Source organism: Variovorax sp. 20P10.2.4 (assembly GCF_058244205.1).
In genome coordinates this window covers 1-5027 of sequence record NZ_JBZAYE010000538.1, presented here as the reverse complement: position 1 = coordinate 5027, position 5027 = coordinate 1, and the positions used below count along the sequence as shown (strand labels likewise).

General features: G+C 69.6%; 2 protein-coding genes. One reads left to right on the top strand and one right to left on the bottom strand.

Annotation, left to right across the window (positions count from 1 at the left end):
• Positions 1–1931 (top strand): TonB-dependent receptor (locus tag AC27VN_RS32400; protein ID WP_490879218.1); only part of this gene is annotated, 1931 nt, incomplete at its 5' end.
• Here AC27VN_RS32400 and AC27VN_RS32395 read toward each other — a convergent pair.
• A partial coding sequence (locus tag AC27VN_RS32395) for an efflux RND transporter permease subunit (protein ID WP_490879217.1) occupies positions 1928–5027 on the bottom strand: 3100 nt, incomplete at its 5' end. The two genes, AC27VN_RS32400 and AC27VN_RS32395, sit on opposite strands and share 4 nt — an antisense overlap.

The window sequence follows — 5027 nt, the reverse complement described above, 5'->3', positions numbered from 1 at the left end:
TGCTGGGCACGGCCGACATCTTCGAGACGCCGTTCAGTACCAAGGCCTACACGGCCGAGCTGATCCGCAACCAGGGCGCGCGCAACGTCAACGACATGGTCGCCAACGATCCTTCGATCCGCACCAGCCTGTCGGCCACCTCGCCGCTCGACCAGAGTTCGATCCGCGGCTTCCTCACCAACAGCGACGCCTACCTGTTCGACGGCCTCGAGGGCCTGTTCGCGTACAGCAACATCCCGATCCAGCACTACGAGCGCCTCGAGGTGCTCAAGGGACCGGCGGCCGGGCTGGTCGGCGCCTCGGGCTATGGCAGCACCACCGGCGGCAGCTTCAACCTGGTGCCCAAGCGCGCCACCGACACGCCGGTGCGCTCGATCACGCTGTCGGCCAACCAGCGCTCGCTGCTCGGCACGCATGTCGACCTGGGCCAGCGCTTCGGCGCTGACCACCAGTTCGGCGCGCGCATCAACCTCAGTGCCGAGGACGGCCGGGTCTACGACGGCGCCGACCGGCGCCTGGCCGCGGCGCAGATCGCGCTCGACTACCGCGGCGACCGCTTCCGTGCCGTGCTCGATGCCGGCTACACGCGGCGCACCTCGTCGCCGCTGTTCAACCACTGGCTGCTGCAGGCCGGCGCCGCGCTGCCGCCGCCGCCCGATCCCAAGGTGCATCCCAAGCCTTCGTGGGAAATGCTCGAGGTGCGCCAGCCCTTCGCGCTGCTGAGCACCGAGTGGGACTTCGCGGACAACTGGACCGCCTACGCGCGCTTCGGCAAGCTGCGCGAGACCGCGCCCGAGCGCCGCTACATCGACCAGACCACCATCAACGGCCTGGGCCAGGTCAGCTACAGCAGCGCCTCGAGCCTGCTGTGGACGCAGTCCAACCAGGTGGCCGATGTCGGCGTGCGCGGCAGCTTCTCGCTCGGGGCGACGAATCACAAGCTCGCGCTCAGCGCCGTGTCGCAGCGCCAGCAACTGCTCGACATGCGTTCGCAGTCGCTGCCGCTGCCCCGGCGCGTGGTCGGCAGCATCTACACGCAAAACCTGGTGCCGAATCCCTTCGCCTTCGGCGTGCCGGTGGTGCCGGGCGTCGACAGCCCGGCGCTCGACCTCGACAGCCTCGCCGTGGCCGACACCATCTCGGCCTTCGACGACCGCCTGTTCGTCACGCTGGGCGCGCGCCACCAGCGCATCAAGAAGCTGCCCTATGACCAGTCGAAGACCACGCCCACGGTGGCCGCGCTCTACAAGTTCGACAACGGCATCTCGGTCTACGGCAACTACGCCGAATCGCTGGCCCAGGGCGCGGTGGCGCCGGCCGGTGCGCGCAACGCGGGCGAGCAGCTCGCGCCCTACCTGTCGCGCCAGCACGAGTTCGGCCTCAAGTGGGACCGCGGCAGCCATGGCCTCACCGTCGCGTACTTCGACATCCGCAAGGCCACGGCCTTCGTCGACAGCGACAACTTCTTCCGCGCCGCCGGCCTGCAGCGCAACAAGGGCGTGGAGATCGAGAGCTTCGGCGAGATCGGCAAGGGCCTGCGCCTGCTGGGCGGCGTGGCCTGGATCGATGCGCGCATGTCGAAGACCGCGGGCGGCGCGAGCGACGGCAGGAAGGCCATCGGCGTGCCCGAGTTCACCGCCAATCTCGGCCTGGAGTACGACGTGCCCGCCGTGCCCGGCCTCACGCTGACCGGCCGCTACATCTACACCGACAGCGCCTGGGTCGACCTCGCGAACACGCAGCGCGTGCCTTCGTGGAAGCGCATCGACATCGGCGCGCGCTACGCCACGCGCCTGAACGGCGTGGCCACCACCCTGCGCGCCGGCATCTCGAACCTGCTCGACGACAACTACTGGACCATCGCGGGGCGCAACTTCATCTCGGTGGCGCCGCCGCGGACCTGGCAGGTGCAGGCCAGCTTCGACTTCTAGGGCGCCTTCGCCAGGTCGTCGTCGATGTGCGGATCCGGCGGCTGTCCGCGCAGCCTGCGCACCGTGCGCCGGATCCAGTGCTCGATGTCGTCGACGTAGGTGAAAACGGCCGGCACCACCAGCAGGCTCAGCACCGTCGAGGTGATCAGCCCGCCGATCACCGCCATCGCCATCGGCGAGCGGAAGCTCGAGTCGGCGGCGCTCCAGCCGAAGGCGATCGGCGCCATGCCGGCGCCCATGGCCAGGGTGGTCATGATGATCGGCCGTGCGCGCTTGTGGCAGGCGTCGAGCAGCGCCTCCCAGCGGTTCATGCCGTGGTCGCGGCGCGCCACGATCGCGTACTCCACCAGCAGGATCGAGTTCTTGGTCGCGATGCCCATCAGCATGATCAGGCCGATCAGCGAGGGCATCGACAGCGCCTTCTGCCCCAGCAGCAGGCCGACGAAGGCACCGCCCAGCGCGAGCGGCAGCGCGCACAGGATGGTCACCGGGTGCAGGAAGTCCTTGAACAGCAGCACCAGCACGATGTAGATGCACAGCACGCCGGTCAGCATCGCCAGGCCGAAGCTGTTGAACAGCTCGGTCATCACCTCGGCGTCGCCGACCTCGGTCACGCGCACGCCCGGCGGCAGGTTGCGGATCGAGGGCAGGGCCATCGCGGCGTTCTTGGCGTCGCCCAGGCCAACCGAGGAGAGCTCGATCTCGAAGTTGACGTTGCGCGAGCGGTCGTAGCGGTCGATCACGGCCGGGCCGCCCTCGACCGTGAGCTGCGCCACCTGGCCCAGCATCACCGGGCCGCGGCTGCCGGGCACGGTCAGCCGCTCGAGCAGCGCCAGGTCCTGCCGCGCGCTGTCCTCGAGCTTCACCAGGATCGGCACCTGGCGCTGCGCGAGGTTGAGCTTGGGCAGCGACTGGTCGTAGTCGCCCAGGGTAGCCACGCGCAGCGTCTCGGCAATGGCGCTGCTGGTCACGCCCAGGTCGGCGGCGCGCGCGAAGTCGGGGCGCACCGCGATCTCGGGCCGGATCAGGCTGGCCGTGGAGGTGATGTTGCCCAGGCCGGCGATGGTGCGCAGGTCGCGCTCCACGTCGCGCGCGGCGCCCACCAGCGTGGCCGGGTCGTCGCCCGACAGCGAGAGGATGTACTTCTCGCCCGAGCCGCCCAGGCCCACGGTGCTGCGCACGCCGGGCAGGGTCTCGAGGGCGCGGCGGATCTCGTTCTCGATCACCTGCTTGCGCGGCCGGTCGCCGCGCGGATCGAGCTTCACCGTCAGCGTGGCCTTGCGCGTCTCGGGCGTGCCGAAGTTCGCGAACGGATCGCCGCCCGCGCTGCCGCCGCCTACCGTGGTGTAGACGCTGCGCACATGGCGCACCTCCATCAGCCGGCGCCGTGTCTCCTCGGCCGTGGCCTGCGTCTGCGCCAGCGTGGCGCCGGGCGCGAGCGACAGGTAGACCTGGGTCTGCGAGTTGTCGTCGGGCGGGATGAAGCCGGTCTTCAGCAGCGGGATCATCGCCAGCGAGCCGAAGAAGAACAGCGTGGCCAGCACCATGGTCGCGAAGCGGTGCGTCATGCACCAGGTGACCCAGCGCATGTAGACAGACAGCCAGCGCGGCTCCTTCTCCTGGTCGACGATGGGCTTGAGCAGGTAGGCCGCCATCATCGGCGTGAGCACCCGCGCCACCACCAGCGAGGCGAACACCGCGAGCGAGGCGGTCCAGCCGAACTGCTTGAAGAACTTGCCGGCCACGCCGCTCATGAAGGCCGTGGGCAGGAACACCGCGATCAGCGTGAAGGTGGTGGCGATCACCGCCAGCCCGATCTCGTCGGCCGCCTCCATTGCCGCGTCGTAGGGCGACTTGCCCATGCGCAGGTGGCGCACGATGTTCTCGACCTCCACGATCGCGTCGTCGACCAGGATGCCGATCACCAGCGACAGTGCCAAGAGCGACACCACGTTGATCGAGAAGCCCAGCAGGTGCATGCCGATGAAGGCCGGAATCGCCGACATCGGCAGCGCCACGGCCGAGACGAAGGTGGCGCGCAGGTCGCGCAGGAACAGCCACACCACCAGCACGGCGAGGATGGCGCCCTCGTACAGCAGGTGCAGCGAGCCGTCGTATTCCTCCTGCACCGGCTCCACGAAGTTGAAGGCCTCGGTGAGCTCGATGTCGGGATGCTGGGCCTTGAGGTCGTCGAGCGCCTTGTGCACCAGCGCGCCCACTTCCACCTCGCTGGCGCCGCGGCTGCGCGCCACCTCGAAGCCCACGACCGGCTTGCCGTCGAGTAGCGCGGCCGCGCGCGGCTCGGCGATGGTGTCGCTGATGCGCGCCACCTGGTCGAGGCGCACGCGCCGGCCGTCCGACAGCGCGATCTGCATCGCGTTCAACTGGTCGGCCGAGGTCACGGTGGCGAGCGTGCGCACCGGCTGCTCGCTGCCCGAGAGGTCGAAGCGGCCGCCCGCGCTCTCCACCTGCACCTGGCGCAGCTGGCGCGAGATGTCGGCGGCGGTGGCGCCGAGCGCCTGCAGCTTGTTGGGATCGATGTCCACGTGCACCTGGCGCGTGACGCCGCCCACGCGCGCGACCGCACCCACGCCAGGCTGCGCCAGCAGCTTCTTGCTCACGTCGTTGTCGACGAACCATGACAGCGCCTCGGCGTCCATGTGGCTCGAGGCGATGGTGAAGGCCAGCACCGGCTGGGCCGCGAAGTCGAGCTTGGTGATGACCGGGTCGCGCAGGTCGGCCGGCAGGTCGGCGCGCACCTTCTGCACCGCCGAGCGCACGTCGTCCACGGCCTCCTGCACCGGCTTCTCGAGCCGGAACTCGACGATCAGCGTGACCGCGCCGTCCTGCACCTTGGTCGTGATGTGCTTGAGGCCCTGCACGGTGGCGATCGAGTTCTCGATCTTGCGCGCGACGTCGTTCTCGAGCTGCGAGGGCGCGGCGCCCGGCAGCGAGGCCGAGACGGTGACGGTCGGCAGGTCGATGTCGGGGAAGTTCTGCACCTTCATCGCATTGAAGGACAGCAGCCCGCCGAAGGTGAGCAGCACGAACAGCATCACCGCCGCGATGGGGTTGCGGATGGACCAGGCGGAAACG